Raw genomic sequence first — 25,783 nt, forward strand, 5'->3', positions numbered from 1 at the left:
ACTACCTCCTATAGCTCTCTAATTAAATAATAATCTGTTGACAGTTTTGATTAATTTCAACGAGCTTCCCTTTATGAATCTTATAAACAATTTCACAGCTACGAATCGTGCTCAATCGATGAGCAATCATAATAATCGTTTTCTCACCTTTTAATCCTTCAATCGCTTCCATCATTTCCTGCTCCGTCTCATGATCTAAGGCTGAGGTCGCTTCATCCATAAACAAAATCTCAGGATTATGATATAGTGCTCTAGCTATCCCGATTCTCTGTCGCTGTCCTCCCGAAAGCTTGACGCCTCTTTCACCTACATTACTATCCAATTGTTCTGGTAAATCCTTCACATATTGTAATAATTGAGCCTGTTCTATTGCTCTCCACACCTTTTGGTCATCAATGAGATCCGGTTCAACACCAAAGGCAATATTTTGCCGAATACTATCGTCAGATAAAAAAATGGTTTGAGGAATATATCCTATTCGGCGCTGCCATTCCTGCTTTATTTGATGAAGCGGGTAATGATCAATGAGTACTGAACCCTTTTCTGGCTCTAAAATTCCTAATAAAAGATCGACTAAGGTTGTTTTTCCTGCTCCAGATTCTCCTATAAAAGCGACAGAGTGTCCTATTGGAATTCGTAGTGAAATATCTTTTATCGAATATTTTTCCTGTTCTGGGTAACGAAAGGAGACATTTGATAATTGAAGCGAGTCATGGAACATTCTTATTTGTTTTTCTTCTTTTTTATGCTCTTTCTCCTTATCATCTCTTTGTCTTTGACTATTTTTGATTAAATCATCATGAATAACGGTCAACGCTGGTAGGCTATAACGAATCGTAGTTATCATCGTCATAATACGATTAATAGACGGCATTAAACGAAACGCCGCCATTGCAAATAACGCTAATATAGATACTGCCTCTGTCGTACTAGTTCCTTGAAATACGGTCATGATCATCATGAGCAATACCATGCTAACAATTAGTGTTTCAATAAAAAGCCGAGGGACTTGTTCAAGCATCTTTACATATTGATTATTCTTTGCCTGTATGAGACTTTGCTCTCGATAGGCATGAATAAAGAAATTCTCTTTCCCAGAAACTTTTAACTCTTTGCTAGCTCCTAACCCTTGATTGACCCACTTGATCATCATGCCACCTACACGCTGCTGCTCTTTACCTAATTGACTTATTTTTTCTTTAAAAAGCTTAAAGAAAATCACGATACTTCCTCCTAGTAATACAGATGCTGTTAAGGTCATAATAGGAGCAGAATAGATTAATAGAGTCAATAAGCAAAGAACAACTAACACTTCAGTTAATAAATGAAAGGTAGATAGTATAATGCCTTGGAATACTTTAGGAACCTCACTATTCACATTCCTTAATAATTCGGATGTATTCCTTTGTAAATGAAAGGTATAAGGCTTTTTTAAATACTCTTGAAAAAGCTCCTTGGCAAGCTTTACCTGGGTATTAAAAATTAACTTAAATTGAACTTTAAAAAATAGGAGCAAATAAACATTTTTACTCACAAAAGTAAAAAGTAAAGCGAGGACTAGAATTAATACAAAGGTCTCCTCACTTTGAACATTTAAAAATTGATAAACAGAAAATAATAAAGGGTTTTGTTCAATAATTGCTGGATTGGTAATAACGCTAACAACGGGTACAATTAATCCTACTCCAATGGTTTCAAGTAATGCGGCGATGATCATCATCAAAAATAAATAAAGGAATTTTTGCTTATCCTTTTTATGAAGGACTTGCATCATTTTTTTTAGAGTGTTAAACAAATTCCCCACACCTTCTATGTTTAATGGTTTAGATAAGCTTTAGCTTTTTTACTTCTTCTTCTCCGTTTCCTTTAAAGTAATTCTGAAAAATTTGTTTGACTAGTGACTCACTAAATCATTGATTCCAATCATGATTGTGCTCGTATCGTGAACCCTTGGGTAAAGGGCATAACATTAAATAACTGCGAATAGACTCCGATATCCTTTGTATCTCCTTGCGAAAAATCAACTTCCCCATTCTTTCTCGTAACGGCTTGTAAATAAGCTAATGCCTTTTTCACCTGATGGTCGGTGTGGTGTGAACCTGAATGATAGTTTGCTAGAAACCAAGCCATTACAGCTGTGACAGACGAGTCAGCTCTAGCCTCACTTCTAGTAACAACCCAGCCCCAGCTTCCATCCTGCTTCTGTAAGTCTTTACAGCTTGTCGCCAAACGTTCAAGTAATTCACCGATCTCTTTCTTTTCTGAATAATCATTCGGTAGCTCGAGCCAAGTATCCAATAACCCGATTGCATACCAAGCTAGACCTCTCCCCCATCCGTAAATGCCCATTGGTAATTTACTTGAAATCTGGTATGCATGGCATGGTAAAAACGGCTTTTGAAGCATACCGTAATGACTAAATTCTTTAATTTGTCTCACGGCTAATTGAATACATTCAGCCTTTCCATACCTCAATCCATAACACACTAAAAAAGGACATATAAAACCAATGGTATCGACATATCTATAATCGATCATTGATTTTCTATATCCCACTGTTTGATCTTCACCTATATGGTCTTTAATTAACGTCCACATATAATCATAGGCTTTTTTATACTTGCCTTCTGAATCGTATTTCATAGCAGCATAAGCAAGCATTGCTCCATCAATGTGAATCGGCCTTTTTTTCCAATCTCCGGACGTATTAAAGGTTCTTAATATAAATTGATTCAATTCACGCTGTACACTATTATCCTGATTATTGTTCATTTCCTTCAATAACCCTAATATGAGTGCCGCTTCCTGCCAATGCTGAATAGTAGATTTAGAATAATTCCCTCTTAGTTTATCTAAAATAACTAACCTCGTTTGATCGGTCACTTTCATTTTAGGTGTTTTATTTAACCAAACCTTACCTTTTTTTAATAGCTTATCTTTCCATTGATTACGATCAGTAAATCTTCCAATACCGATTCGACTTAGCCAATCCCTAAAGATTGGGACTACATCAAAAGATGCAACGATGATCATCAAAACGATGAAGGTGGCTATCAAATATGAAATCATTTTGCTCTCCTTTACCCTACTTCAAATAGGTGATAAAACTTGTTCATTTCCACCTCTGTTTGGAATGATTGATTGGCAAGTTGACTCACCAAATGGGTTCTTAATTTTTCATTCTCAAAAAGCTCCTCCAAACCTAAACAAATCGCGTTTGGATTCATTTCTACGATATATCCATTCTCTTTATGTTGTATTTGATCGTTTACTGTACTAAAATTAGTCACCAAAATAGGCTTTTGTAATACCTTTGCTTCATCAATACTAATCGACTTTCCTTCGAATCTAGAAGTCTGGACAAAAATATCGGCTGCTTCCACATAAGGATAGGGATTTTCCTTTAACCCAAGGAGGATAAAATGCTTCTGTAATTGTTTATCTCGAATCATCTGCTCTAGCTCTTTTCTCTTTTCCCCTTCACCAACCACATACCATTTTATTGAGAGACCCTTTTTTACTAATTGCTCACAGGCGAGTATAGCCAAATCATAGCCCTTTTGCTCGGTAAGTCTACCAATGGAAATGAGCGTTTTTTCAGCTTTTACCATCTCAATTTTCTCGTTAGCAAGCTTTTGAATCGTAGGGGGAGAAACAATATTGTACAAAACCTTTATCTTTTTTTGCTGTTCTGGAAATACGTGTTGTAGCACCTTGGCACATTCCTCCGAAACCGTCACAATATAATCTAATTGCCGGAAGAAAGCTGTATCTATTTTTGGGTCCATTCCTAATTTAAGATAGTCATTATGAATATAGCCAATTTTTTTTCTCGCTTTTACCTTTTCAATCACAAAATAGGTTGGATTTTTTTCTAAATATCCAATCGCTACATCATACTCTTTTTCTAAGCATTCCATATTTTTTGAAAGATATTTCCAAACCTTTTGCTCACATTTTGCAGGGTTTGACTCTGTTTTAAATACCATACCAGCGAGCAATCTAGAACAGATTAGCTTCCATTGTTTATATTTAAATGCTTTTGACAGAGCTGAAGTTATCGGTTGATCAAAAAAAGAAAAAGCATTGGGCTCCTTCAATATTTGTACTTCTTTAGTTACATTTCTTAAAAAAAGTCCATCCTTTTTGAATAGAAGTAAATCCACAGAGAACCGTTGATAATCAATATTTTCTAATAAAGATATGAGAGCTTTTTCAGCACCTCCGCAATGCAGATTATTCATGACAAATAAAAGATTTTTCTTCATTTTTCACCCCTTCTATCAACTCGTAAAATTTACCTAACTCACCTTTTATTGAATCAGGCTCTTTTTTGAGAGAGTGAATAAAACGTTTAGTTAACTCTGGTTCATTCATTAGTCTCTCAATTCCAAGGGCAATCGAAGCTGGATCCATTTCAACTATTAATCCAGTCCTTTCATGATTGATTTGATCACTTGCTGTCTCAAAATTGGTTACTAGTATTGGTTTAAATAATATTTTTGCTTCATCAATAGCAATAGACTTCCCCTCATACTTAGAAGTTTGGGCATAGATATCTGCCTGCTTGATAAAAGGATATGGATTTGCTTGAAGACCCATTAATTGTACATAATCTTCTAATTGGTGTTTATTTATTAGCTTTTGTAATGAAGAATTTTCCGGCCCATCTCCAATAATCTTCCATTTAAAAACGTATCCTTTCTCCACGAGCAACCGACTTGCTTCTATCGCCATTTCAAAGCCTTTTTCTTTATGTAATCGACCGACAGAAACAATTGTTTTTCCAAAGGTCTCATTTTTCGTCTTTTTAACGCTTACTTTCTGATTAGCTGCCTTATGAATCATGAATGGGGAATTAATGTTGTAGATGACGTTTATTTTTTCTTTTTCAGTCGGAAAAGATTGAGCTAATATAGACGCACATTTTTCTGAAACGGTCACGATATGAGTGAGTTCTTTAAAATAAGATAAATCAAAGGATTGGTCTGCTCCTAGCTTGTTGTAATCCGTATGCACCCAGCCGATTTTTTTTTTCGCTTTTACTTTATCGACACAGTAATAAGTAGCCGTTTTTTCTAAATAACCGATTGCCACATCATATTCCTTATCGAGGATATCTAAGGATTTAGAGATATATTTCCAGCCTTTCTGTTCTTTTTGAGAGGTGTTCAAATGACTTCTATTTAGAAGCATAAATTTAAATCGATCAAGCGCAAACGAACGTTTCCCCTTTCGAATAAAAGAGATCATCGATTGAGAAAATGGTAGAGAGAAGGTTCGAAAGCAATCAGGTAATGGTAACACATTTACTTCTTTTGGAAGGCACTCCACAAACGTTCCTTCTTGATGAAGTAAAAGCAAATCAACTTGATAATGTCGCCATTCTAATACGGATAATAAATTGATTAAGCTCCTTTCTCCTCCTCCGACGGTTAAGCTCGGAATGATGAATAGTAAGTTTTTTTTCATCCTTCACCACCACCCGCTAGTTCCATTAAGTAATCAACGGACACTGTAGACAATTGTTTCATTTCTGGAATTCTGCTCTCTAATTGTTTCTTAATTACATCTTCTTCTTTATATAATAAATCAAATTGCTTCAGAAGCTTATTTATATCCGAAAGCTCATCTACGCCCAGTACAAACCTTTCCTCTCCAAATAAATCCTTCGCAATCCCTCTCGATTTCACACTATATCCTAATACAAGAGTTGGAACATTCGTCGAATAAGCAGCGATTGTTGCATGAGTTCTTGCCCCGATAAAAAACCTCATTCTCGATATGTAGCCTTTATATTGAATAGCATTTAAATCGTTCGGTATAAGCAAAACTCTATTGGAACTCTTAAACTCTTGATAAAGCTCTTTCAATAAGATAAAATCGTCATTATTTTCCTGTATGACATGCGGAGTGAGAGCAATGGTCATCGAGGTTGTTTGTAGGATATGCTCGATTAATTTCCTAACTGCTATTTTGGATTGGGGGTTTCTTTTGATCATCAGCGGACTAAAATTCACCCCAATTGTATTCTCCTCCTGCCAGCCTTCAAGCAATGGTAGCTCTTCCTTCTCCATCGTAAAAGCTGGGTCGGCACACAATTTAACCTGATTTAAACCATACTTTTTTAGCGTTTCATACGTAATGGATTCACGAGCTAATATGAGGTCAAAATTTTTTAAATCCTCAAGCTTCTTTTCAGAAAGATCCTCTTCTCCAATTGAACATCCCCAAAGGACTAGCTTTCTTCCTTGCTGCTTTATTTTTCGATCAATTTCATACCAGCCTGGCTGCTCACCATAGCAATAATTATCTCCACCAATCGATAAGCAAATGTCCATATCCTTTATATGTTTAATCGTATTTTCCTCTATCTTACTCAAAGCATAGGATTCATCATTCAATAGCTTCATTCTTAGATAGGAAATAAACCATGGATACGAGAATTTAGGAATTGTTTTCTTTTCCCCATTATAAATAGCATCTAAATCAATATGCATCTGATCGGTTTCTGGCTTTTCTGAAATTAAATAGGTTTTAGCTCCTGCTATTTTTTGTTTAATTAAGGAGTTGGTTGAGCGAACAATAGCTTCACAACCCCTATTTTGACTACTATGATGGGCGAACATTAGGATGTTCATGGTTTTCCCTCCTTTTTCGATTTCTCATACGACTATAAGCTGTTAATACATATAACCCCGTAACACATTTATATTTCGTCAACCAAAACATGACTTTTTCATATCTATTAAAATTTGAATAATGCTCAGTTGAAAAGCTAGAAAATGCTTCTATCACAATAGGATGCGAGATCATATTTTTTACCCTTTTATAACTTTTACTCCATGATTCTACGTTCTCTCGTTGAAAATAAAAATGGATAAAAGACCATACACTTCTCGCTAATTTTTCCTTTTTAAGTCGTTTCACTTCTTTTGGTTCAATGCTGCTCTCAAGTCCTTCTGGGAGCTTACTTTCATATAGCAGAATGGCTTGATGAAAATAATTATGCTTCTCTATATTTCTTGTAGCACTTCCTTTTACATCTCGATAATGATAGCCACAATAATCAAGGTAAAAAGCGTTTTTAGCGGTATTAAAAAAAGCCATATTAAAATGACCGTCTTCTCCCAAAGCTATATGTGTGGGAAATTGAATGTTCCTCTTATTTACAAGACTTCTTTTATAAATTTTATTGCAAACTGAATTTAATGAATCACTTTTAAGAAAGTATGGTAAAATGACTCTCTTTATATATTCTTTATTGAGTCTTCTATCCTTTTCAAAAGGGTAAAAAACAACAGTTGATTGATGTTCGATTTCGACCTCAAACGGTGAGAAAAGAATATCTACATTCTGATAGCAGGCCTCTTCATACATCCTTTGAAACATATCGCTTTCTACATAATCGTCACTATCTACAAAGCCAATATAATGACCTTTTGCTTTTAGAAGGCCATGATTCCTCGCTTCACTTACACCTTGATTTTCTTGATTAAAGAGTTGAATTCTAGTATCTTCCTTTTGATAACTCTCAATAATCTCTCGGCTTCGATCGGTCGACCCATCATTAATAAATAAAAATTCACAGCTCGCTAATGATTGAGCTAGTAAGGATTCGATGCAGTCTGAAAGGTATTTTTCCGCGTTATAAACAGGGATGATAATACTCATGTTAATGGGCTCCATCACATCACAGCACTTCCCTTACTCGCTCATGAGGCAGGCTTCCTACCCCATTTGAATCTCCGTCTATTAATTGATAAAGCTTATTTAATTCTTGAGTATTATGATAGTTTTTCTGTAAACAATTGAATTGTAAGCTTTGACGAAGTTCTTTATCTTCAAAAAGGCGCTCTATACCTGCAATGAGGCCCTCTGCATCCATTGAACAAATGAGTCCATCTATATTATTTTCGATTTGACTTTTAGCCGTTGGATAATTAGTAATCAATACAGGTTTACTAAGGATTTGAGCTTCGACTACAGTTAAAGCCTTCCCCTCATATTTGGATGGCTGAACATATACATCAGAAGCTTTCATGTATGGGTACGGATTCGTTTTTTTCCCTAATAAAATAAAGTCTTCCTCTAACCGATATTTCTTTATTAAATAGCGAATGTGCTCTTCATCCCCTCCATAACCGACCACATACCAAACGAAATGATTGCCTCTTTCTTTTAGAGTTCGCATCGCCTCAATCGCTAAATCGATTCCCTTTGCCTGTGATAGCCTAGCGACCGTCAATAGCTTAAATCGCGGATCTTTGGTCATCTCATTTCTTTCATCTTTTAGAGCCATTTTTTTTATATATTCAGGTGCTGATATATTCTCCATCACGACCACTCGTTTACTTAATTGCGGATAAATCGTTAAAAAGGCGTCTTTACAAGCTTCTGACACAGCAATAATACAATCAAAGCATTTCCAAATTTTCAAATCCTGCTCTTTATTTATTTCAAGCTGTGAATAATCGGTATGAATCCACGCTATTTTCTGCTTCGCTTTCACTTTATAGGCCACACAATCATGTGGCCATAAATAACTAATGGCTACATCATATTTTTTCTTAACAGTAGGTAGAAACGGAACTGCATATTTCCACATTAATTGCATTTGATAATAACCGGGCTCTTGATAGCTCCTCCATTTGGCTATTAAGCTACAATGAGCTTTAGCAAGCAATCTAGTAAAAGTTAATAAATACCGTTTTTCTTGAAGAAGCACTTTAATCGATTTCCTAAATGCTGTATATGCTGGAATCTCTTCCACAAGCTGAACATTTGGGGTTAAAAAATTCAAAAACTCCCCCTGATGTCTATATAGCATAAGGTCCAATTTATAGCGATTAACATCCATCGTATCTAAAAGACTAATTAAGCTTCTTTCCACTCCACCAATTTCTAAATCGTAGGAGGCAACTAAAATATTCTTCATATATCATCACCTTTAATTTCTTAATACCATTTCCCTTATTCTTTTTATATTTTCTCCTCCAATCCATTTCGCCGCTGTTTTTTTAATATTTCCTTTTAACCTTGCCGTTAAAGGCAACCAGCTTTTATGAAAATGATGAAGAGTATAGGTTTTTTCAGATGATAGATTTCTACAATTAATATAATCATAAGGAGAAAAATACTCTTGTGGGTAAAAGGCGCCAATATTCTTTAGCTCTTGAAAGTGACCATCTCTTACCAATCCTTCTTCTTCTAGTTTTTTTGTGATTAGAGCAACATTGGTTAACTCGTTATATGAACCGTCATTTAAAAGAAATGGCATTCTATCGTACATATTTAAAAAGTCTTTAAACCACTGATTTCCTTTCACTGATCCAATCGTGCTCGTTGCAATGAAATGTTCCTGTTCAAATCCCCAAAAAGAATGATGCTTCAAAAGCGGATCAAAGCTTTGAAATACCTCTACATCTGTATCTAAATAGATGCCACCTTCATGGTATAACGCATAAACTCTCACATAATCACTTACAAAAGCAAACTTCTTTGCTGCAAATGCTTGCGAAACATATTGATTTTGATTCATATTAAAATTTTCTTCATTCCATTCTTTAAACTGATAGGTTGGTAGCTGTTTTTTCCAGCTATCCATACATTGCTGAACCATTTTAGGCTTTTCTTGAGAACCAAACCAGCAATAATGAATGATTTTAGGAATATATCTATTTTCATCCATATAGAGTGACTCCTTGGTCTGATACTCCAGTGACTTCAATAGCCTTTCGTATGCATTCAATGACTGTTTCCTGCTCTTCGTTTGTCAAATTAGAGCCTGAGGGCAAGCAAATTCCATTAGTGAAAAGGATGTCCGAAATTGATTCTTCCTCACTATGAGCATAATAGGAACAATCTTTAAAAAGTGGTTGAAGATGCAATGGCTTCCATACGGGTCTCGCTTCTATATTTTCTTTATTTAAAGAATTCAAGAGAAATTGAGAAGTTACGCCTAGCTTCTGCTCATCAATCGTCATAACGGTCAGCCATCTCGTTGACAGCATTTCTGAAGGCTCCGGCATAAATGTAATTCCTTCATACTTATTTATATGCTCAAAATAGGTTTGAAAAATCTTCCTTCTCCTATGAACTCTATCCTCTAAAAGTGGTAGCTGAGCACGACCAATCCCAGCTAAAATATTACTTAAACGATAGTTATAACCTAACTGACTATGCTGATAAAAAGGCGCTTGATCTTTAGCTTGTGCTGCTAAAAATCGAGCCTTTTTAATAGCATGAGCATTATTGGAAACGAGCATTCCGCCTCCTGAGGTGGTTATAATTTTGTTTCCATTAAATGAAAAAATCCCAAATTCACCAAAGGTTCCACTGTGTTGATTTCGGTACTGAGCTCCCAAAGATTCTGCCGCATCCTCTATAATTGGAATCTGATAGGCGTTACATAATGCTTGAATTTCATCCATTTTAGCACTTTGACCATAGAGGTTAACAACGATTACCGCTTTCGGAAGAATACCAGCTGTTGCTGAATCAATTAAGGCCTTCTCTAATGCTCTAGGTGACATATTCCACGTTTCTGGCTCTGAATCAATAAATACCGGCTTCGCTCCTAAATATAGTATGGGATTGGCACTTGCGACAAAGGTTAAACTAGAACAAAAAACAATGTCCCCTCTTTTAATCTCTAGTAAAGCTAGAGCTAAATGAATAGCTGCTGTTCCTGAGCTTACTGCTACCGCTCCTTTTACTCCTAAATAGTTCTCAGCCTCTCTTTCAAAGGCGTCTACATTCGGACCGAGTGGAGCAATCCAGTTGGTATCAAAGGCTTCTTTAATATATTGTTGCTCCCCACCACTCATATGAGGGGGAGAAAGATAAATAGGATGCTTAACGATTTTGGGCAAGCCACTCTCCTCCTTTCTTTTTAACTTTTGCCGGAATTCCTACCGCTGTACAACGATCAGGAATGTCATTAATAACCGTTGATCCTGCTCCAACAATTGCCCAGCTCCCAATTCGGATTTTAGGGATAACAATAGCTCCCGCTCCTATATGTGTTCCTTCTCCTACAGAAACCCCACCCGTTAAAGTAGCTCGCGGTGAAATGTGGACATAGTCACCTAAATCATTATCGTGTTCAATGACAGCTCCTGTATTAATAATAGAGTGTTTTCCTATTATCGCTCCTGTATTAATAACAGCAAATGGCATGATAATCGTTCCATTTGCGATAGAAGCTCCAGAGCTTACACATGCTCTGGGGTGTATGATAGAAACATAACGCTCTTCTTCTAAAGCTAGTCGCTTAGTCATTATTCTACGAATCTCATTATCTCCAATACCTATCACAAACTTTAGTTGTTTATGTCTTTTAATGAATTGATCCTTTGCAGCAATTGGTCCCTCATAAATGCCATTTCTTTTAATCAAGCGGTCAAATTGATCATCTAATGTAGCAATAAGCTTAGCTTTGCCATTCAGACGTATCATATCTTGTATAACCTTGCTATGACCACCGGCCCCTATAATGACAACCTTCATTCTTGACCACCACTCACTTTAGCTTGAATACCTTTGAAGCGCTCCATGGTATCTTGCTCAGATTGATTAATGCCTTCAGAACGAAAAACTTTTTTTACGGTCATAGCTAAAATTTTGATATCTAGAAGAAAGGAATGATTTTCTACATACCATAAATCATATTCAAATCGCTTTTCCCATGTCGTGCTATTTCGTCCATTAACCTGCGCCCACCCCGTTATTCCTGGTTTAACATCATGCCGTTTAAGCTGGGCTTCAGAATAAAGTGGGATATATTCCATTAATAGTGGACGTGGTCCTACTAAACTTAGCTCTCCCTTTAGTACATTAATAAGCTGAGGCCATTCATCTAAGCTGTACTTTCTTAAAAAGCGACCAATTGGCGTTAATCTTTTAGAATCAGTTAAATAAAATCCACTTCTGTCTTTTTCATTGGTCATCGTTCTCAATTTATATAATGTAAATGGTTTTGCATTCAAACCAGGTCGTAATTGTTTGAAAAAAACAGGAGAACCAAGCTTGAATTTAATTAGTAGCATTATGCACCCAATAAGAGGCGCTAGGATAATCAACAGTATGCTTGCAGCTAAAATATCAATTATTCTTTTCATATCATTCCTCCTTTCAAAGCGATAAATGGATATAATCACTTCTATAGTTGATGTTTAAGGATAGAACATGCTCATAGAAAAAATATAAAAAATAGCAAACAATGATGGCATAATAAATAAGCTTTTGATCCTTTTTAATAAAAAGCTTCACAATCCAAGGGAGAAGAATTAATTGATAAAGTCCAAAATAAATTGAAAATCTAGCAAAAATCCAATTTTGAGTAGAAATCATCATAAAAATCACACCTAAAAGAGCCATGTTGACGATGATATCACTTTGAGGAAAAAGCTCCTTCAATTTCTCTCGACCTAAAAAAGCTAGCCCTAATGGGATAGCTGCAACAATTACTCTAATCAAACTGGCTCCACCCTCTTGAAAGTCGCGGTAGCCTGCGTATTTTGTTCCCTCTATTAAAGAAAAAAGTAATTCCATAAACCCATTAAATCCCCAAACAATTAAAATCGTAAAGGTGAGCATTAATAAAGTCATTTTCGACCAAGCTGGCCTTCTTACAATAAAATAAATAGGGATTAAAATAAGGGCTGTTTGATGAATCGTTGAAGCGATTAAAACGACCAACATATATTTTTTCCAATCGCCTTTTAGTAAGTAGGTCGTCGCTGCAAAAATAATAGCTGCTGCTAAATATTGTCTGACTCCATTCATTGAAACTAAAAAATAGCCCATTGTAATATAGGCATACAAACTTAACTCTATTAGACGAGAGTATTTGTATAACGTAACACCAATTAACAGATTCGTTAAAACAGCTGTTGTGATGAGTAATAGTTGTGGGTCTTTTGTCCATTGCTGCAGTAGCATTTGCAGCATATTGAAGCCAAAGTCTCCTGAGCTCCCAATATTATCCCAAGTAAAATCAAATTCCCGATAAGAATGCATGTAATAATAAGTATCACCTATATTATTACGAAGTCCTGAAATTAAAGCCAAGCAAGCAATAGCGATACCTACGAAAAATATATTTGGGCTTATAAAAGATGGTTTTAAGTCATTCGGACGTCCTACTATCCTTGCTAACAAAGATGACGCATATACAAAAGCTAAATTAAAATAAAGAATCGTCATATGCGCCCTCCTTTTTTAATGAAGTTATTTTTTTACAATGGTCGCTTTTTTTGTTTTGATTAAAAAAAGGTATAAAACCAAACCAGCAGGACTTGCAATAACTGTTGTCATCTTACAAGGTGATTCTAGTAAGTAACGTTTATTTTTCATTAATAAATTACTAGATACATAATGAATAGACTCTCTCAATTTGTCTTTAAAGTTGGGAGCAAACTCCATTGCCTTCTTTCTAAAAAAGGAAAAGCCTCTTGGGTTTTTTTTATACTGATGAATCATATTTAAGCTAGATCCGTCCTCTAAATATTCAACAATACAAAGTACCTCATCCAAAATAAGTAGCGGACAAATTTGGTCGGCCATTATGTATTTATAGCTGAGTGGACAGTATTTCTCTCCTTCAAAAATCGGGTAAGGAGGGATTTGTTTCATTAGTTCCGTTCGATATACAAGCTTCTTATCTCCCTTCATTTTATGTTTGCTATATAGGTCAGTTAGTGTAGAGTCATTTAAGAATTTCGGAAGTCTAGTTCCAATTATTTGGCCACCTTTGCTAGCATCCAGTCCAACAATTCCAGCATATTCTTCGCATCCATTCTCCCTCCAGAAATGATTGATTTTTTCCACCGCTTGATCAGGCAGGTAGTCATCAGAATCGATACAAACATTCAGTTCAGTTGATATAAGCTCATACGCTCTATTATGAGCTCCATGCATTCCTTGATTTTCCTGATAATCATATTGAATTTGAATATCGTTATCACATATCCATTTCTCTACTAACTCTTTCGTTCCATCACTGGATCCATCGTCAATAATTAACCAAATAAATTCCTTCGATGACTGCCTTTTCAAGCTTTCATAGCACTGATTTAACGTATACGCTCGATTATAGGTTGGTGTAAAAACCGTTAAGAGCGGGAGTTTATTTTCTGTCATGAATCATTCAAAGCCTTTCTCGATTTCGTCATATAATACTGTGAAAGCCATTTTGCCATTGTATTCGAGTCATATCCCTTTTCCTTTAGTAGCTGAGTGGTTTCTAACCGCTCATGGTTTGCACGAACCATATAATTTGCCCAGCTTTTTGCCCTCTCTTCTAAGCTTAAAAACTTTAATGCCCCCGTTATATTTGCTTCCTTTGTCACCCGATCTGAGACGAAGCAAGTAAGCCCCGCTGCCTGTGCTTCAACTAAAGCAACAGGAAGCCCCTCATATAGTGACGGGAAAAGAAAAACATCAAAGCCTTGCATCATATCAGAAATATTCTCACACACACCAAGAAAACGAATATGTGGTAATAAACCAATAGCAATAGCTTTTTTTTCTATTTTTTCACGCAAATTTCCATCTCCTATTAAAACTAATACCGATTGTGGGTGTTCATTTAATAACTCCTTAAAAATCTCCAGTATAAATGAATGATTTTTTTGTTTGTTAAATCGACCAACATGCCCTATTACGAATTTCCCTTTTAGTCCATGCTGCTTTCTAATCTGATCTCTTTTTCTAGTATTGTATTGAAAATGCTCTATATTTATAGCATTATGCAAAACCTTCATTTTTTCTAAGGTGTGATCTTTTTTTGAAAAAAGCCACCTTCCTGCTTTTTTAGAACAGGCAAAATAGTCGGTCGGCTGATTTTCCAATACTTTTCTTGCATACAACCGAAATGGATATTTAAAATCTAGCTGCAAATCACTTAAATGACTATGAGCAATTCGATGAGGAATATTAGCTTTTTTAGCAGCCCTTAAAATAAAGGCACTGTTTTCATTTATATGAGCATGAACAATTTGATAATAGGGATGTTCTTTAAAAAATTGATTTAATTGCTTAAAATAACTTCGATAATTCCCAGGTCTAATAGGAAGCATTCTAAAAATCCTTCCCCCTAAGTTTTCTATTTCCTGATCATAGTGACCTTCTTGCTCTCTATGTACCATGAAATCAAACTGAATGTCTTTTCTATTTAATTGACGATAATAATTCATCAGCATCGTTTCTAATCCACCGCGATTCATAACCGTGACGACTTGAAGTATTCGAATAGGGTTCAATGCTCTCCCTCCTTCTACCGTTTCATTTTCCTCATTGCTTCAATACATAGTAATAATAAAAAAAGGCTTGTTGCTTTTCTCTTTTGTGCACAATAATAAAAAACCTTCCATACAATTGAGCAATGCTTTAACTCAAAATGTCTAAAGGCTTCTGTTAAAAATGGTTCATTTAGCTGTCGTTTGATACATAGAATTTTTTCTCTAAACGAAGCTTCATTCGTAGAGCTTATTTCATTTAGTCCAAGACCTAAAGTATTTAAACAAACTCGGTTATTTAAAGCCTGAATGTACTCTTCTGAGAGCTGTTTTTCTTCTATAAAAAGAGCTATTATTTCATATAAATAGTTCCATTTTTTTTGTAAGTCGGTTTTATACTTCGTTGTTAAAGAAGCATCATTTTCCTTCCAATAATGATAGTAAGGCTTATGAATAAACATAAACTTTTTCACGTAAAAAAATACATGAAGATTAAATAATGAATCTTCATTTGTCCCTATTAGATTTAAATCTATGAATTTAATTTTTTGCTCTTTTATGATTTTTGCTTTATAGAGCTTAGACCAAATCGTTCCCCATGCGTCTAGAAAGTCGGGACTTGACAACTCTTCATTGACAGGACCTATTAACCGTTTTACGATTTGGCTTACCTCTTCATTCTCATACAACGTTACTTCAGGTAAATGATAATCCTTGATTCGTGAATGTTCACCGAACTCACGAATGTAAGAGCACATAACAACCTCCAAATTGCCTCGAATCGCTTCTTCATACATTCTTTGGTACATGTCTTTCTCTATCCAGTCATCTGGATCAACGAAGCCTATAAATTGCCCTCTAGCTAATTCAATCCCTTTATTTCTACTAGCAGATACTCCTCGATTATCTTGATTAACAACGATTAAACGTTCCTCCGTTTTCGAGAATCCTTCTAGTATTTTTAAGCTGTTGTCAGTTGAGCCATCATTAATAGCAATGATTTCTATTTCCTGCAACGACTGTGAAACCAAGCTTTTTAAACACCTTGCTAAATACCGTTCCATATTATAAATGGGCACGATAATACTTACTTTCGGATTCATGGTACTCCCCCACTAAATAACTGGAATAAATAGCTCCTAACTCTTGATAGACATTCTTTAAAGAAAAACTTTGGCAGTGAGCAAAGCTATTCAAACCAAATTCATTTCTTATATTTTCATTCTTAAATAATTCTAAAAGACGTTGACCAAATTCCCGCTCATCTTGCTGAGCCACAAGAAAGCCATTCACTTGATTCATCACTAACTCACGATGCCCGCGATTATCGCTAACAATTAAAGGAAGCCTACAAGCCATAGCCTCAAGTATATTTACCGGAAGACCTTCCCGAAAGCTTGAGCCAAGAGCGACATCACTTATTCGTAATAGTTCTACAATATCCTTTCTAAACCCTAGAAAATCAACCTGTTTTTCTACCCCTAACGTGTAAGCAAGTCTTTTACATTCCTCTACTAACGAACCTTCTCCAGCTAATAAAAGACGAGCTGTCGGAAGCTCATCTTTAACGGTAGCTAATGCTTTAATTAATAGCTTTTGGTTTTTATTTTTGTTGAATTCAGCTGCATTAAACAATAAAAAATGCTCCTCACGATAACCTAATTTCTGTCTAAGCTGAAGCTTCTCCTCTGCTCCATCAATCGGTTTATATTTATCCATATCCACACCGACTCCGTGAACTCTTTCAATTCGGCTGGTTTTAAAATGATGGGCAAGCGCAAGGAAATAATCTTCATCATTAATGGTAATTAAGCAATCAGTTAATGGAGCTAATAGCTTCTCTACCGGATAATACATTAACCAATTCATAACCGAGGCTCCTTTACAAAAGTGAAAGCCATGAGCTGTATAAATAATCTTTAACCCGTTCTTCTTCTTTTCATCAACTGAAGCTAAACGAGCTAAAACACCTCCTAGTGGGGTATGACAGTGAACCAAATCATACTCGTTTAATCTAATAAGTTTTTTCAACTCTAAAAAGGCTTTTATGTTCCCATAATGAAAAGGTGACCTTTGAATAGGTATCGTAAATTTTTGATCTGTATAAGGGAGCTCGTTATTACCAGCAGCTGCAATATGAACTTCCCACCCTTGCTCCTTAAACCATTTCATATATGGTAAATGAAAGGCCTTAAAATGATAATCAACAGTCGCACAAAACAATACTTTTTTAGTCAACCTTCTTCACCTACTCACTTTAGCTTTTAAATAAAGCCTATTCCGCTCGACTCACTAGATTTTCCATAAATCGGAGCAGCTCTTCCCTTAAATCTTCATTTAAAAGGGCATGCTCTATCGTAGCTTGAATAAAACCAAGCTTCTCTCCTACATCATATCGAATACCTTCAAATTGATATCCAAATACTTTTTCGATACGAGCTAGCTTTGCAAGGGCATCTGTTAATTGTATTTCCCCACCTGCACCTGCTTGCTGATTCTCAAGAATCGTAAAAATTTCTGGAGTTAAAATATACCTACCTAAAATAGCAAGATTTGAAGGAGCCTTTTCAAGCGCTGGCTTTTCAACTAAATGATTTACTTGATAGAGCCTTTTTTCCTTTTCTTCTCCTTGTATAATCCCATATTTAGAAATATCTTTATCCTCTACTGCCCTTATTCCAACTATAGAGGAATGGTACTGTTCAAATTGGTTCATTAATTGCTTTAAACAAGGCTCTTCAGAACGGACAATATCATCTCCTAACAAGACAGCAAACGGCTCATTTCCTATAAATTTACGTGCACACCAGATGGCATGCCCTAGACCTTTTGGTTCTTTTTGTCGTATATAATGAATATCTACAAGCTGTGATGATTTTTGGACCTCCATTAATAAGTCTAATTTACCTTTACTTAATAAGCTTTGTTCTAGTTCGATAGAATAATCAAAATGGTCCTCAATCGCTCTTTTTCCTTTTCCTGTTACAATCATAATATCTTCTATTCCTGAATCTATAGCTTCTTCGACAATATATTGAATAGTTGGTTTATCGACTATTGGCAACATCTCTTTTGGCATTGCTTTTGTTGCAGGCAAAAAACGAGTACCTAAACCTGCAGCAGGTATAACGGCTTTTTTTATTTTCATAGGCCACCTACTTTCTATTAACCTGGAATTGATAGTACCTTATCCTTCATTTCAAGCTTTGTTTTCTCTTTTCTGTTTGCAAGTGAAACTAATGTACTCGCTAATTTCATTGCTTCAAGCTGGTTAAAGTTCTCAATCACCTCGTTAATTTCCTCCATAAATAATTCGGATGCTTTTCCTATATAAATTTTGGGAAAAATCTGCTTATCGTGAATTTCATTTTCATTCAGCAATTCCTCAAACAGCTTTTCACCTTCTCTTTTCCCACTAAACTCTATTCCAATTTCATCAACATTATGACCAGACAAGGTAATCAAATTTTTTGCTAAATCAACGATTTTTATAGGTTTGCCCATATCAAGAACAAATATTTCTCCGCCCCTTGCTAAGCTTCCAGCTTGTAAAACTAATTTGGATGCCTCAGGAATGGTCATAAAATACCTGACCATTTCAGGGTGAGTGACCGTTAAAGGACCTCCCATTTTAATTTGATTTTTAAAAAGCGGAATCACACTACCTCGACTGCCTAGCACATTTCCAAAACGAACCGCTATAAATTTGGTATTGCTCTTTTTCGCTATATCTTGGATAATCATCTCTGCTAACCTTTTTGTAGCTCCCATCACACTAGTTGGATTGACAGCTTTATCAGAAGATAGCATCACAAACGTATCAACACCACTCCAATTCGCTGCATCAGCTACATTTTTGGTTCCGATGATATTGTTTTTGACCGCTTCCTCTGGATTTCTTTCCATTAAAGGAACATGCTTATGAGCGGCTGCATGATACACAACACTTGGTCGATACTTTTTCATAATTTGAGTCATTTTTTCTGAGTCTTGAATATCAGCAATTTCGGTTAGGAATTTAATAGAGCTGTTTTGAAAGTTTTCTTTTAATTCCATTTCAATACTATAGATACTGTTTTCACCATGACCTAAAAGGATTAGTGTTTTCGGTGCAAATTGTGATACTTGTCGACAAATCTCAGAACCTATAGAGCCACCTGCTCCCGTCACTAAAACAGTTTTGTTCGTTATATATTCGGATATTCCATCTATATCTAATTCAACGGGCTCACGCCCTAATAAATCCTCTACTTCTACATCTCTAAATTGAGTAACATTTAATTTTCCGGTCACGATATCTTCTATCCTTGGTAAAATTTTTGTTTTTGCTACTGTTTTTGCACACTCTTCATAAATAGTATGTAACCTCTTTTTTGACAAAGAAGGAATGGCAATAATAATGTGGTCAATTTTTAATTCTTCCACAGCTTTCCTTATAGAAACCGACCCACCATAAACAGGTATTCCTAAAATCTCCAATTGATGTTTATGTGTATCATCATCTATAAAAGAAACAACATGAAATTCAGAGGGATTATTTCGTTTTAATTGGCGCGCTACCATCATTCCAGCAGAGCCGGCACCAATGATTAATGTACGTTTTTTATCAATCTCTTTTATAAAGGTGGAATCACGAAAAGTTCTCCATACAAACCTCGATCCTCCTATTAAGAGCATTTGCATCATCCAGCTTGTAAAAAGAAAACGTAAAAACACCTCTCCCCATACGAGCTGCTGAAAGACAGCCACAAATAAGAATGAGAGAAATAATGTTTTGGATAGGATAAAAAGCTCACCAACACTAACATATTCCCATGCTTTTTTATAAAAATGATACTTTATTGATAAAAGATAATAACAAGCATAAATAGCTATGATATTTCCAATAAGAGCTTGAACAGCGATTAAATTCTCTGTACCAACTAAAAAAGCACTTATAATGATAGCTAATCCAATTAGAATAAAATCAATAGAAACAAATAACACCAATCGCTTATAATAGCTCATATTACCCCTCCATTCGTTATACAGTACAAATCCTATGTTGTTTTCATCATATAGTTAGTAAAGGCCTATCTTATCCCGATAGATCCTTACTAACTATAATGAAAAAAATGGGCATCTAACCCTCCCTCACATCATACTTTCGACGATATACGTCTAAGGTACTTAACCCACAGTATGACCGAGTATCTCCATCGATATTGGAAAGGAGACATCTCCGCACATTCTTAATAAAGAACGATTTTATTAAAAAAAATAAAGTATTCATTTTTTTTAAAATGTTACTTTTCTTCTACGATTAACAATGACTCCTATTAACTTTGCTTTAGCTATTTGTAATAACTTTTTAGCTTCTATTGCAGATTGATCCTCCGTCTTTCCGTGTTGAACGATCATAATCACACCTTCACTTTTGCTGGAAATCACCTTTGTATCGGATTCGTTTAAAATGGAAGGTGTGTCAATTAATACAAAATCATAAAGCTGTTTTGCTTTTTCTAAAACCTTCTCCATCAAGGGTGATTTATATAGTCGCTCTGAATTATATGGTATAGGCCCACTAACTACCACTCCTATTAACGGGTCTCCTGTTTGTAGAATAACCTCTTCTATATGCTTCTGACCAATTAGTACATTTGTTAATCCAAGGCTATTTTTAATATGAAAAATTTTATGAATAGCTGGGTTTCGTACATTCATATCTAATATAAGTACTCTTTTGCCATCCTCCGCTAATGAAAGAGCTAAGTTAGCTGTTATTGTAGACTTTCCTTCTCCTTCATTTGCAGATGTAATCGCAATAGTCCGACACTGGTTTTCAATCGATGAAAACTCCATGTTCATTCTAATCAGATCAAATTCCTCAGAAATCTGTGAATCAGGGTGTTTTTTCACCTGTATTTTTTTTTTAAGAACCAATCGTTTCACCTCTTAATGAAGAGTTAGATTTTTTTGTTGATTTTTTAGATAATGTTTTTTTGTTCATGACAGAAACTGTCCCGAGAACTGGTACCTCTAATATTCGTTCTACCTCTCTTGAAGAGCGGAGCCTATTATCTAGACTATCCAACAAAAACACAAATCCAATTCCAAGAATGAAACCTGCTATAGCAGCAATTCTTATTAGATTATTTGTTTGTGGGTTAACGGGAACAGGATTTTCACTAACAACAGCTTCAGAAAAAACATCTATATTATGATAATCTAATGTCGAAGCAACTTCCCGTTGATAAACATTAGAAAGAGTATTCGCGATAATAGTGGCTTGCTCTTGACTTCTATCCTGAACCGTTATCGTTACAATTCGAGAATTATCCACTCTTCCTATTTGAATTTGATTGTTTAGTGCTTGAATGGATTGAGACAGCTGCAACTCGTTTTTAACTTCCTCTAAAATGGGTGGTTCTGTTAAAAAAACAAGTAAAGTATCAAAATGGTCGGTATTTTCTTGAATCAGAAGTCTAGTAGTAGATTCGTAAATCGGAATCGGTTTATTCAATTGATTATAAATTCCTGCAAGAATGACGGCCGATACTACAAATAATATAATGACCCAAAGTCGTTTCTTAATCACATCTATCATTTTTTTTATCTCTATTTCTCTTCCAGTTACTCTCTCCATTATCCCACCTACCCTTCATTTGTTCTCATTAAAGAACATAAACACCAAAAAAAATATGTAAAAAGCAAATACAAAGAAAGTAAAGATTATTATCAACAATATCAGTAAACTTATTTTCATTTTAGTTCTTTATAAAGAATATGTCAATTAGATTTTTATGCTTTTATTTTAAAATAATTTAATTTCCCTAAACATAAGCCCTACCCTTTTTTGATTGATTGAATAAAGTGAATTAGTTATATGTTTGAATCGATTTCATAACTCATAACTTATAATGAAAAACGAAACGATTCGGTTTTTGATTTTTACTTTAGGTAGATGCTTTCCCATGGGCTTGTTTTCAGCTAACTCTGACTACGTAGGGCTTCGTCAGAGTGGATCTTCAAACGCCGCTCATCCTTTGGGAGTCACTACCTACCGTTACAATCAACAAGTTAATTAACAAACATTCAATGAATTTCATAATAATTGAAAACATACAGAAACAGAGACCATACCCATTACAAAGGAGAGGAGATAAATCTAGATGATATTTCACTTTAAGCAAGGCAGTACCAATCAAACATTAACCTTATCTTTAAAGTCTTTTGATGTTGATATTGATTTATCTAATAGTACGGTTAGGTTTATCATGACTGATCATTATCGACAAAATTTATTAATAGATGAATTAGCCGTGATTGAATCAATCAATGAAGGAACAGTCTCTTATACATTTCATAGTGGACAAACTGAATTAACTGGCACCTTTAAAGCAGAATTTGAGGTTTATGGTCCAAATAATCAGTTCAAAGTCTTTCCTAATAAGGAATACTTGAGGATAAAAATCCATCCTAAGCTTCGCCATCTTCAGCAAAATCATTCCTCAAGCATTTTAGATGGAGGAGATTTTAAATGAAGAAAACCATTTTATTAAAACGAGGTTTAAAAAAGGATTTACCTACTTTATTAATCGGAGAATTAGGTTTTTGTACGGATACAGATGAGCTTTTTATCGGCTCTGAAAAAGGGAATCTTCTCATAAATCGTGGACAAGATTTACTGATTGCTCCTTCCGAAGTGAACGGCTCTTTACTCATAAATGGAGAAGAGACGAAGGTATATGACGATACGATGATTTTAGAAAGTCTTTCCTCTAAATTAACAGCAGACTCTCTTTTAAATTATGTAAAAAGTGATTCATTAGAAAAGCACCTTCTTGAAAAGCTCGATAGCGAACGTTTTGAGGTGTTTATGCTTGATTTTAAACAACAGGTTGCCCAAAAAGCTGAACGAAATCATCAACACGATATTTCCGAAATTACAGATTTAAAAAATATACTAGATACTAAGGCAAACAAGCATGAAAGTCCCGAATTAGATACTTCTCAGTTTGTCATTGATCTCGAGCGCTGGGGCATTACAAATGGGCTACCTTCTAAGCCCTATCAAGCAACGGATTATGAATTGGCCGATCAAAATATTCGAGGGCTGAATCAAGCGTTAAACCATGCTGCTGAGCTTAATGTAACAAATGTTTTTTTACCGAAGGGCGAATATGCGCTTTGTTATCCAAGAGAAATTAAAATGCTCAGTCACATAACTCTTCATTTAAATGGCTCTATATTAAAAGTGATTTATGATTCCGATCATCCATCTCCTTTTGACACGAGAAACTCGAATGATTATTTCAATTTTATCGGGAATAGCATCAGTTTTGAAAATGTGACGAACGCCCATTTAATGGGGGGAACCATTATTGGCTGCCGAGACGATCGAAGTTTCTCCTCTCCAAATGAAAGGAGGCAAGAGCATACGTACGGCGTCATTATTACGAAAGGCTCTAACCATTGCTCGGTAAAAAATTGCGTCGTTAGAGATTATATGGGGGATAATATTTCAATTAGAAGCGACTCTCCTCAAACTTTAGCCGAATTTAATTTGAACCTATCATTACAAACAGTCGATCAAAGAGGTGCGCTTATTCCAGCAGAAAATGCTCTGACATCTGGTTTTATTGATATTCCTAATCAAGAATATACTTCCTTTTTAATTGCTGGATTTGGATATGCTAGACATACATCTCTTATACGGAAAGAAGTGCATGTTCATTTTTATAATGAAAATAATGAATATCTTCGCTCTCTAAGAAATCGAAAAATTTATACCTCTATTACGATTCCTCTTACTGCCCGAAAATTGAGGATAGAGTTTCTAAATGAGACGAATCCATCTAAAAACATGAATATTACGATAAGATGGGGACTATTTCCAAATTTTAATACGATTGAGCATAATGAAATTTATAATGGACATCGTGGTGGAATTACATCTGGAGGAAGCTATAATATCATTCAACACAATATAATAAGAGATAATGGCTATAACTTTTTAGATGGAAAGCCTCTTTTTAGTGACTCCACTCGCTATGGAATTAATCAGGAAGATTCTTATGGAGATCATTGTGTAATTAGAAACAATCTGATTTATAACAGTAATCATGGAATTTTAGTAGGCTGTTATTCGATTGAAATTGAGAATAATCATATTTACCAAGTCGATTCAATAGCCATCAATATTTATAGTACTTCTTTTGCTAAAATATCAGGGAATTATCTTTATCGTTGTCAAAACACGGTTGGCTTAATGACGGCAAACCTTCCAGAATCACACATATATATAGAACGTAATTATTTATATGGTGGTACGACTCAGCTAGTTGGTTCAGGCTATGATATAAAGGTTTTAGACAATACATTTATTGATCCTTCTAACATTAGTCTATTTGATTCACCTAAAGCCGTATTTAAAAATAATCATATTCAGTATACTTCCTACTACAATGGTAATGGACAAATTACCGCTAATATAATGGAAGGCTGTATTTTTGAAGCCAAAGGACTCCGTAGAGAAATTACGCTTTATTCTTACGAGTTTTTTAGATGTCAATTTGACAATATAACGATTCAAAGTCGAACTAGAAATGATCGAACACACGTAGAATCCGTTGCATTTACGCATTGCAGATTTCAGCTTTCTCAAATAAAAAACCACGTATTCAATACGAAAAAGCGAACGCTAACGATTAATGAAAGCACCATTATTGATACTGATCTATATATCGGAAATATTAATACTCAATACGAAAATCCCCTTATCCGAATTATAAATAGTGATTTTATGATTAAATCGATTAACCATCTCATTCATACAGAAATAAATAATTCATTAGGTAATGGAATGATTTCGGTTGAAGACAGTAAAATAGATATTCGTAACTCTACTTTTCAATATTTAATCTCTAGTAACTTTACGGTCGTTAGCTCTGTTCTTAGTATGATTTTAAAAGATAGTGATGTCATTTATTCTAGCTCTGATGGAAGGCCTTTACAGCTCTTATTTTATCGCAATAAAAAAAGTGTAAAGGAATTTATCTCTAGTAATAACCAATGGAAAAACATTTCTTTACCACAAAAAGAAGAAGATAATATTATGAAATACGATCCTAAAACCCACGACAGTGAAGAGCCAGCCAAAGGCTATTACTCAAAAGGCGACATCGTCTATAATGCCTTCCCAGAACCAGGTGGGTATGTAGGTTGGGTTTGTGTGCAAGCTGGAATTGCCAACAACGAACCTTGGCAGCCTAATACAAGCTACGAACGAAATGAGCTCATTCACAGCTCTAACCAAGTGTATCAATCTCAGCTAACAGGTATAAGCAGTCAAAGTGCACAAAGAAATTGGGGAGAATCAGCCGTTGATGGAACTGTTGTATGGAAACTATTAGGTGAGAAAGCGATATTTAAACCTTTCGGATTAATCGAAAAATAAAACTGAAAAAAAGTGAAATGGAATGAATCCATTTCGCTTTTTCTATCTCTTGGCAAATGGTCTATGGAGCCTTTCCTTTTATTGCGGTTAAGCAACGTTTCTT

At 35.1% G+C, this 25,783-nt stretch carries 22 protein-coding genes; 2 read left to right on the forward strand and 20 right to left on the reverse strand.

The genetic code is table 11. The features are described 5' to 3' along the window. Positions 1 to 22: 22 nt before the first annotated feature. From AZF04_RS16940 to AZF04_RS17035, 20 genes are all read right to left on the reverse strand, one after another. Positions 23 to 1,795 (reverse strand): ABC transporter ATP-binding protein, encoded by a 1,773-nt coding sequence (locus tag AZF04_RS16940; protein WP_061949782.1) that lies wholly within the window; start codon positions 1,793 to 1,795, stop codon positions 23 to 25. Positions 1,796 to 1,923: 128 nt separating this feature from the next. After that, complete coding sequence (locus AZF04_RS16945) at positions 1,924 to 3,069, reverse strand: glycoside hydrolase family 88 protein (RefSeq protein WP_061949783.1); 1,146 nt, start codon at positions 3,067 to 3,069, stop codon at positions 1,924 to 1,926. 11 nt (positions 3,070 to 3,080) lie between these two features. After that, positions 3,081 to 4,268 carry a glycosyltransferase gene (locus AZF04_RS16950; RefSeq protein WP_061949784.1) on the reverse strand — a complete coding sequence of 396 codons (1,188 nt, stop codon included), beginning with the start codon at positions 4,266 to 4,268 and terminating at the stop codon, positions 3,081 to 3,083. Beyond that, the gene (locus AZF04_RS16955) at positions 4,237 to 5,472 is read right to left on the reverse strand and encodes a glycosyltransferase (protein WP_061949785.1); all 1,236 of its coding nucleotides are present in this window, start codon (positions 5,470 to 5,472) and stop codon (positions 4,237 to 4,239) included. The genes AZF04_RS16950 and AZF04_RS16955 overlap by 32 nt, the downstream gene beginning before the upstream one ends. After that, positions 5,469 to 6,641, reverse strand: coding sequence for a polysaccharide pyruvyl transferase family protein (locus AZF04_RS16960; protein ID WP_061949786.1), 1,173 nt, complete (start codon positions 6,639 to 6,641; stop codon positions 5,469 to 5,471). Before AZF04_RS16960 ends, AZF04_RS16955 begins: the two co-directional genes overlap by 4 nt. After that, entirely contained in the window at positions 6,613 to 7,674 is a 1,062-nt protein-coding gene (locus AZF04_RS16965; RefSeq protein ID WP_235600017.1) for a glycosyltransferase family 2 protein, read from the reverse strand. The genes AZF04_RS16960 and AZF04_RS16965 overlap by 29 nt, the downstream gene beginning before the upstream one ends. 19 nt (positions 7,675 to 7,693) lie before the next feature. After that, complete coding sequence (locus tag AZF04_RS16970; RefSeq protein ID WP_061949787.1) at positions 7,694 to 8,938, reverse strand: glycosyltransferase; 1,245 nt, start codon at positions 8,936 to 8,938, stop codon at positions 7,694 to 7,696. A gap of 12 nt (positions 8,939 to 8,950) precedes the next feature. Further along, on the reverse strand, positions 8,951 to 9,691 hold the full coding sequence (locus tag AZF04_RS16975) for a glycosyltransferase family 32 protein (protein ID WP_061949788.1): 741 nt from the start codon (positions 9,689 to 9,691) through the stop codon (positions 8,951 to 8,953). Further along, positions 9,684 to 10,829, reverse strand: coding sequence for a DegT/DnrJ/EryC1/StrS family aminotransferase (locus AZF04_RS16980; protein WP_061949884.1), 1,146 nt, complete (start codon positions 10,827 to 10,829; stop codon positions 9,684 to 9,686). Before AZF04_RS16980 ends, AZF04_RS16975 begins: the two co-directional genes overlap by 8 nt. A 28-nt stretch (positions 10,830 to 10,857) precedes the next feature. Then, a complete protein-coding gene (locus AZF04_RS16985) occupies positions 10,858 to 11,511 on the reverse strand; it encodes an acetyltransferase (RefSeq protein ID WP_061949789.1) in 654 nt (217 codons plus the stop codon). Then, positions 11,508 to 12,122 carry a sugar transferase gene (locus AZF04_RS16990; RefSeq protein ID WP_061949790.1) on the reverse strand — a complete coding sequence of 205 codons (615 nt, stop codon included), beginning with the start codon at positions 12,120 to 12,122 and terminating at the stop codon, positions 11,508 to 11,510. Before AZF04_RS16990 ends, AZF04_RS16985 begins: the two co-directional genes overlap by 4 nt. 13 nt (positions 12,123 to 12,135) lie before the next feature. Beyond that, complete coding sequence (locus AZF04_RS16995; RefSeq protein WP_061949791.1) at positions 12,136 to 13,209, reverse strand: EpsG family protein; 1,074 nt, start codon at positions 13,207 to 13,209, stop codon at positions 12,136 to 12,138. A 24-nt stretch (positions 13,210 to 13,233) separates the two neighbouring features. Beyond that, complete coding sequence (locus AZF04_RS17000) at positions 13,234 to 14,145, reverse strand: glycosyltransferase family 2 protein (protein WP_061949792.1); 912 nt, start codon at positions 14,143 to 14,145, stop codon at positions 13,234 to 13,236. Further along, entirely contained in the window at positions 14,142 to 15,266 is a 1,125-nt protein-coding gene (locus AZF04_RS17005; protein ID WP_061949793.1) for a glycosyltransferase family 1 protein, read from the reverse strand. Before AZF04_RS17005 ends, AZF04_RS17000 begins: the two co-directional genes overlap by 4 nt. A 14-nt stretch (positions 15,267 to 15,280) precedes the next feature. Then, on the reverse strand, positions 15,281 to 16,345 hold the full coding sequence (locus tag AZF04_RS17010) for a glycosyltransferase family 2 protein (RefSeq protein WP_061949794.1): 1,065 nt from the start codon (positions 16,343 to 16,345) through the stop codon (positions 15,281 to 15,283). Next, on the reverse strand, positions 16,308 to 17,480 hold the full coding sequence (locus AZF04_RS17015; protein ID WP_061949795.1) for a glycosyltransferase family 4 protein: 1,173 nt from the start codon (positions 17,478 to 17,480) through the stop codon (positions 16,308 to 16,310). The genes AZF04_RS17010 and AZF04_RS17015 overlap by 38 nt, the downstream gene beginning before the upstream one ends. 37 nt (positions 17,481 to 17,517) lie before the next feature. Continuing rightward, entirely contained in the window at positions 17,518 to 18,390 is an 873-nt protein-coding gene (galU, locus tag AZF04_RS17020) for a UTP--glucose-1-phosphate uridylyltransferase GalU (protein WP_061949796.1), read from the reverse strand. Between the two features lie 17 nt (positions 18,391 to 18,407). Then, positions 18,408 to 20,249 (reverse strand): nucleoside-diphosphate sugar epimerase/dehydratase, encoded by a 1,842-nt coding sequence (locus tag AZF04_RS17025; RefSeq protein ID WP_061949797.1) that lies wholly within the window; start codon positions 20,247 to 20,249, stop codon positions 18,408 to 18,410. Positions 20,250 to 20,519: 270 nt separating this feature from the next. After that, positions 20,520 to 21,164: a CpsD/CapB family tyrosine-protein kinase gene (locus AZF04_RS17030; RefSeq protein WP_061949798.1), complete on the reverse strand. Its 645-nt coding sequence runs from the start codon at positions 21,162 to 21,164 to the stop codon at positions 20,520 to 20,522. Continuing rightward, positions 21,154 to 21,867 carry a YveK family protein gene (locus AZF04_RS17035; RefSeq protein ID WP_061949799.1) on the reverse strand — a complete coding sequence of 238 codons (714 nt, stop codon included), beginning with the start codon at positions 21,865 to 21,867 and terminating at the stop codon, positions 21,154 to 21,156. Before AZF04_RS17035 ends, AZF04_RS17030 begins: the two co-directional genes overlap by 11 nt. A 526-nt stretch (positions 21,868 to 22,393) precedes the next feature. Between AZF04_RS17035 and AZF04_RS17040 the strand changes: the two genes are divergently transcribed. Both AZF04_RS17040 and AZF04_RS17045 read left to right on the forward strand, forming a co-directional pair. Next, complete coding sequence (locus tag AZF04_RS17040) at positions 22,394 to 22,765, forward strand: BppU family phage baseplate upper protein (protein WP_061949800.1); 372 nt, start codon at positions 22,394 to 22,396, stop codon at positions 22,763 to 22,765. Then, positions 22,762 to 25,680: a right-handed parallel beta-helix repeat-containing protein gene (locus AZF04_RS17045; RefSeq protein WP_061949801.1), complete on the forward strand. Its 2,919-nt coding sequence runs from the start codon at positions 22,762 to 22,764 to the stop codon at positions 25,678 to 25,680. Before AZF04_RS17040 ends, AZF04_RS17045 begins: the two co-directional genes overlap by 4 nt. Positions 25,681 to 25,783 lie beyond the last annotated feature (103 nt).

Source organism: Alkalihalobacillus trypoxylicola, assembly GCF_001590785.1.
Taxonomy (GTDB): domain Bacteria; phylum Bacillota; class Bacilli; order Bacillales; family Bacillaceae_D; genus Alkalihalobacillus; species Alkalihalobacillus trypoxylicola.

Bases quoted from the DNA above. Each gene is read 5' to 3' on its own strand.
- AZF04_RS16945 (WP_061949783.1), bottom strand. From the start codon at position 3,069: ATGATTTCATATTTGATAGCCACCTTCATCGTTTTGATGATCATCGTT.
- AZF04_RS16950 (WP_061949784.1), bottom strand. From the start codon at position 4,268: ATGAAGAAAAATCTTTTATTTGTCATGAATAATCTGCATTGCGGAGGT.
- AZF04_RS16955 (WP_061949785.1), bottom strand. From the start codon at position 5,472: ATGAAAAAAAACTTACTATTCATCATTCCGAGCTTAACCGTCGGAGGA.
- AZF04_RS16960 (WP_061949786.1), bottom strand. From the start codon at position 6,641: ATGAACATCCTAATGTTCGCCCATCATAGTAGTCAAAATAGGGGTTGT.
- AZF04_RS16965 (WP_235600017.1), bottom strand. From the start codon at position 7,674: ATGAGTATTATCATCCCTGTTTATAACGCGGAAAAATACCTTTCAGAC.
- AZF04_RS16970 (WP_061949787.1), bottom strand. From the start codon at position 8,938: ATGAAGAATATTTTAGTTGCCTCCTACGATTTAGAAATTGGTGGAGTG.
- AZF04_RS16975 (WP_061949788.1), bottom strand. From the start codon at position 9,691: ATGGATGAAAATAGATATATTCCTAAAATCATTCATTATTGCTGGTTT.
- AZF04_RS16980 (WP_061949884.1), bottom strand. From the start codon at position 10,829: ATGAGTGGTGGGGAGCAACAATATATTAAAGAAGCCTTTGATACCAAC.
- AZF04_RS16985 (WP_061949789.1), bottom strand. From the start codon at position 11,511: ATGAAGGTTGTCATTATAGGGGCCGGTGGTCATAGCAAGGTTATACAA.
- AZF04_RS16990 (WP_061949790.1), bottom strand. From the start codon at position 12,122: ATGAAAAGAATAATTGATATTTTAGCTGCAAGCATACTGTTGATTATC.
- AZF04_RS16995 (WP_061949791.1), bottom strand. From the start codon at position 13,209: ATGACGATTCTTTATTTTAATTTAGCTTTTGTATATGCGTCATCTTTG.
- AZF04_RS17000 (WP_061949792.1), bottom strand. From the start codon at position 14,145: ATGACAGAAAATAAACTCCCGCTCTTAACGGTTTTTACACCAACCTAT.
- AZF04_RS17010 (WP_061949794.1), bottom strand. From the start codon at position 16,345: ATGAATCCGAAAGTAAGTATTATCGTGCCCATTTATAATATGGAACGG.
- galU (WP_061949796.1), bottom strand. From the start codon at position 18,390: ATGAAAATAAAAAAAGCCGTTATACCTGCTGCAGGTTTAGGTACTCGT.
- AZF04_RS17025 (WP_061949797.1), bottom strand. From the start codon at position 20,249: ATGAGCTATTATAAGCGATTGGTGTTATTTGTTTCTATTGATTTTATT.
- AZF04_RS17035 (WP_061949799.1), bottom strand. From the start codon at position 21,867: ATGGAGAGAGTAACTGGAAGAGAAATAGAGATAAAAAAAATGATAGAT.
- AZF04_RS17040 (WP_061949800.1), top strand. From the start codon at position 22,394: ATGATATTTCACTTTAAGCAAGGCAGTACCAATCAAACATTAACCTTA.
- AZF04_RS17045 (WP_061949801.1), top strand. From the start codon at position 22,762: ATGAAGAAAACCATTTTATTAAAACGAGGTTTAAAAAAGGATTTACCT.